Origin of the sequence: Streptosporangium nondiastaticum (assembly GCF_003011965.1) — a bacterium.
Classification (GTDB): domain Bacteria; phylum Actinomycetota; class Actinomycetes; order Streptomycetales; family Streptomycetaceae; genus Streptomyces; species Streptomyces nondiastaticus.
This window is the reverse complement of the sequence record NZ_PXWG01000253.1, coordinates 1-4,219: the sequence shown is the minus strand read 5'-3', so window position 1 is coordinate 4,219 and position 4,219 is coordinate 1. Positions and strand designations below refer to the sequence as shown.

3 protein-coding genes are annotated in these 4,219 nt (G+C 74.8%); 1 reads left to right on the top strand and 2 read right to left on the bottom strand.

Annotation, left to right across the window (positions count from 1 at the left end; all coding sequences use genetic code 11):
- The coding region (locus tag B7P34_RS35240) for a serine hydrolase domain-containing protein (RefSeq protein WP_223268574.1) at nucleotides 1–1,357 on the top strand (1,357 nt) is incomplete at its 5' end.
- Between the two features lie 18 nt (nucleotides 1,358–1,375).
- Here the strand turns inward: B7P34_RS35240 and B7P34_RS35235 are convergent.
- Nucleotides 1,376–1,951: a TerD family protein gene (locus tag B7P34_RS35235; protein ID WP_106682203.1), complete on the bottom strand. Its 576-nt coding sequence runs from the start codon at nucleotides 1,949–1,951 to the stop codon at nucleotides 1,376–1,378.
- A gap of 90 nt (nucleotides 1,952–2,041) precedes the next feature.
- The coding region (locus tag B7P34_RS35230) for an MMPL family transporter (RefSeq protein WP_106682202.1) at nucleotides 2,042–4,219 on the bottom strand (2,178 nt) is incomplete at its 5' end.

The window sequence follows — 4,219 nt, the reverse complement described above, 5'->3', positions numbered from 1 at the left end:
GGCCGAGGGGCCCGCGGCGGCCGAACGCGTCAGCGTGGCCATGATCGACCTGCCGCTCTCGCTGGTCCGCCGCCGCCTGCGGGCCGGTGAGCCCTTGCCCGCCCACGCGGAGGACCTCGCCGAGGAGGTGACGAAGCGTTCGCCGAGGAGGGGCCGTGCGGCGAGAGCTGCTCTGGCCGTGCTCCTGACCGCCGCCGCGATGGCAGGGTCCGTGCTGACGGTTCCCGCTCCGGCAGGCGCCGCCATCCCCGCCGGGGCGGCCGGGGAGGCAGGGGAGGCCGGGCCCGCCGCCCCCGGCAGCGGGCACGAGCGCACCCGCGCCGCCATCGACGCCGCCGTCAAGGCGGGCGTCCCCGGCGTCATCGCCCTCGCCCGCGGCCCGCACGGCACGTGGCGCGGCACCGCCGGCGTCGCCGACCTGGACACCAAGCGCCCCAGGCTGCCCGAGGAGCACTTCCGCGCCGGCAGCATCGTCAAGCCCTTCGTCTCGACCGTCCTCCTCCAGCTGGAGGCCGAGCACCGGCTCACGCTCGACGACACCGTCGAGAAATGGCTGCCCGGTCTGGTCCGCGGGCACGGCAACGACGGCCGGAGGATCACCCTGCGCCAGCTCCTCAACCACACCAGCGGGCTCTACGACTACACCGGAGACCCCGGGATCGTGCGGAACCTCACCACCACCGCGTTCCTGGAGCACCGCTACGACAGCTGGACGCCCGAGCAGATCGTGCGGACCGCGACGGCCCACGCTCCGGACTTCCCGCCCGGCACCCGCTACTCCTACAGCCCCACCGGTTACGTCATCGCCGCCCTCGTGATGGAGAAGGCGACCGGTCGGTCCTACGAGGAGGAGGTGGAGCGCCGCATCATCGTGCCGCTCGGCCTGCACTCCACCAGCCTGCCGCGCCACCAGCGCACGCTCCCGGCCCCCGCCGGACGCGGCTACAGCCGGTTCTCCGACGAACCGGACCGCAGGTTGCACGACGTCACCGACATCGATCCGTCGCTCATCCGGGGCACCGGCGACCTGATCACCAGCCCCGGCGACCTCGACCGCTTCCTCACCGCGCTGCTGCGGGGCAGGCTGCTGCCGCCGGCCCAGCAGCGGGAGCTGAAGACGACCGTCCCCGACGGCGAGGAGCCGGGCGTGGAATACGGTCTCGGGCTGTTCCACTTCACGCTCTGCGGCACGGAGCTGTGGGGCCACACCGGCTTCTTCATCGGCACCCAGAGCGTCGCCTACGTCTCCGCGGACACCCGGCGCAGCCTCGTCTACAACTTCAGCACCGACACCCTGGGCGACACCAGCGCCGCCGGTGACGTGATCAAGGCGGAGTTCTGCCCGGCCACGAAGTAGCCGGGCAGGACTCCCGGGTCACGCGCGGCCCATCACCGCGGCGAACGTCTCCGGATCCGCGTCGAACCCCCGGACGGCGCGGCGGCACTCCCACACGCCCCTGCTGTCGCGCACGAACTCCACCACCGTCGCCGCCGTGGCCCCGGCGACACCGGAGAAGTCGTCCGCGACCAGCTCGGTGTATCCCTCCACGACCTGCACCCCGGTGTTCGGCACGTCCCCGAAGGTCTTGTGCCCGCCGTTCTGCTGGATGGCCACCCCCACGACGACGCGGGCGTACGAGGAGGAGAGCCGGTCGAGCTCCAGCGTCATCACTTCGTCGGCGCCGAAGCCGGCGCCGGTGCGGCTGTCACGGTTGAGGTTGATGGTGCCGTCGGGCGACAGCCGCTGGTCGAAGTGCACGAGATAGGCGGGTTTTCCGTGCGGATCCTCCGCGCTGTACGTCCCCGCGATGATGTCGAGGTCATGGTCCGGCATGCCCAGCGGGCTCGGATCCCACATCAGCGACACCTTCACCTTGCCCAGCCCCTTGCTGAGGCTGCCGCTCGCTTGCCTGCCGAGGTTTCCGCTCGTTTCCTTGTTGAGTCCGCTCACCGGACGTCCCCTCCCGTTCCTTCGTCCTCGTGCCTCCCCACCTTGCCGCCGGAACGGGCCGTGCCGCTACCCCGGGTGAGGAAGCGGAGGTCAGGAGAGTTCTTCGTCGGGAGAGGCGCGGAGGCCGCGGGCCCCCGGGGAGGACGGCCGCGCGGTGCGGGGGAGGCGCCGGGGCAGGGACGGCAGCCACCAGTTGGCGCGGCCGGCCAGGCGCATCACGGCGGGCACGAGGAGCGGGCGGATCGCCACCGTGTCGAGGACGACCGACAGGGCGGTCGTGACGGCGAGGAGCTTCACGAGGGCGACCTCGGCCGTGGCCAGGGCGAGCAGGACGGCCAGGACGAGGGCGGCCGAGGCGGTGAACAGCGGGCCCGCCGCCTGGAGTCCGGCGGCCGTGGCCCGCACGGTGTCGCCGGTGCGGGCATGGGCCTCGCGGATCCGGGCCAGCAGCAGGATCTCGTAGTCCAGGGACAGCCCGAAGGCGAGGCAGAACGTGATCACGGGTACGACGACGCTGATCGTGCCGGTGGCCGTGAAGTCGCCGACCAGCCACTTCAGATGGCCCTGCTGGAAGACGAACACCATGGCGCCGAACGTCGCGGTCAGGCTGAGGAGGTTGACCGCGAGCGCCTTCAGCGGCAGGAACACGCTCCGGGTGAACACGAGCAGCAGCAGGAACGTGGCCGCGGCCATCGCCCCCAGGGCCCACGGCAGCCGCCGGGCGAGGACGTCGCGGGCGTCCTCGAACTGCGCCGTCGGCCCGCCGGCGAGCACCGGGGCGGGCGCGCGGGCCGCCCGCAGCCGGCCGACGAGCGCGGCGGACTCCGGGGCGTAGGGGCCGGCCGTGCCGCTGACCGCGAGCCAGGTGCCGGCGGGCGAGGCGAAGTTCCGCAGGGCCGGGCAGCCGGGCAGGGCGCCGGGGGCGGGGGAAGCCTCGGCCGCGCAGGCGAGCGGCACGTCCTGGCCCTGGATGTAGGAACCGGTCGCGGTCCGCACGGCCAGGACGCCCGGGAGGACCGACAGCCGCCGGGCGTACGCGTCCAGCTCCGCGACCCGGCCGCGGCCGTCGGGCCGCCATCCCGGCAGGACCACTTCGACGGGGTCGCGCAGCTGCGGGAAGCCGTCGCGCAGCTCCTGGGCAGCCCGTACCTCGGGGGCGTCGCGGGGGAGCACCCGGTCGTCGCTGAAGCCGAAGGAGACCTGGCGGAAGGGGAGCGCGAGGACGAGCAGGGCACCGGTGGTGACGGCCGTGACCAGCAGCGGACGGCGCATCACCCGCAGGGCCAGCCGCCGCCAGCCGTCCCGCGCCCTGCCCGGCGGGCGGCGCCACCGCGCGAACAGGTCGCCCCGGCCGATCGCCCGGGGGAAGCGGGACAGCGCCGCCGGGACGAGCAGCAGGGCCGAGGCGGCCGCGAGCAGCACCACGCTCACCCCGGCGTAGGCCATCGAGCGCAGGATGTGCAGCGGGAACAGCGTCAGGGCGAGCAGGCCGAGCGCCACGGCCGCGGCCGAGACGACCACGGTCCGTCCGGCCGTGCCGGCCGCGGCCTGTACGGCTTCCTCCGGCGCCCGCCCCGCGGCGGTCTCCTCGCGGTAGCGCGCGACCAGGTAGAGGCTGTAGTCGATGGCGAGGGCGAGGCCCACCGCGGCGGTGATGTTCAGGGCGAACGTCGACACCTCCGTCACGGCGGTCAGGACGCGCAGCACGGCGAGCGTGCCGGTCACCGCGACGGCGCCCACGGCGAGCGGCAGGCAGGCCGCCGCGGGGCTCCCGAAGACGAAGAGCAGGAGCAGCAAGGTGGCCGGGACGGCGAGGACTTCGGTCCGCAGGAGGTCGCGTTCGCTGTAGCGCTCCAGGGCGCGGTCGAGGACGGCGTGCCCGGTGACCTGCACCCGCAGGGGGCCGGGGGAGGCGGTGGCGGCCGGCAGGAGGCGCTCTACGGCCGCCCGCGCGGCCCGCCCGCCGCCTTCCAGGCGCACCGCCACGAGCGCCGTGCGGGCGTCTGCCGAGCGCAGCGCGGCGTCGTCCACACTGCTGCGGGCTCCTGGAGTACGGCACGCGCCGCGCGTGACGGGCCCGGTCCAGTAGGAGTCCACGCCGGTGACGCCGGGCTCGCGGCACAGGCGGCCGACGAGCGCGAGGCCCGCCGCGCGGGCACCGGGCGCGTCGACCGAGACCGGGGCGCGGGCCAGCAGGACGACGTCGGGCGCGCCCGCGTGGAACCGGCCGGTCAGCAGGGCCTCGGCGCGGGCCGAGGGCGAGCCGGA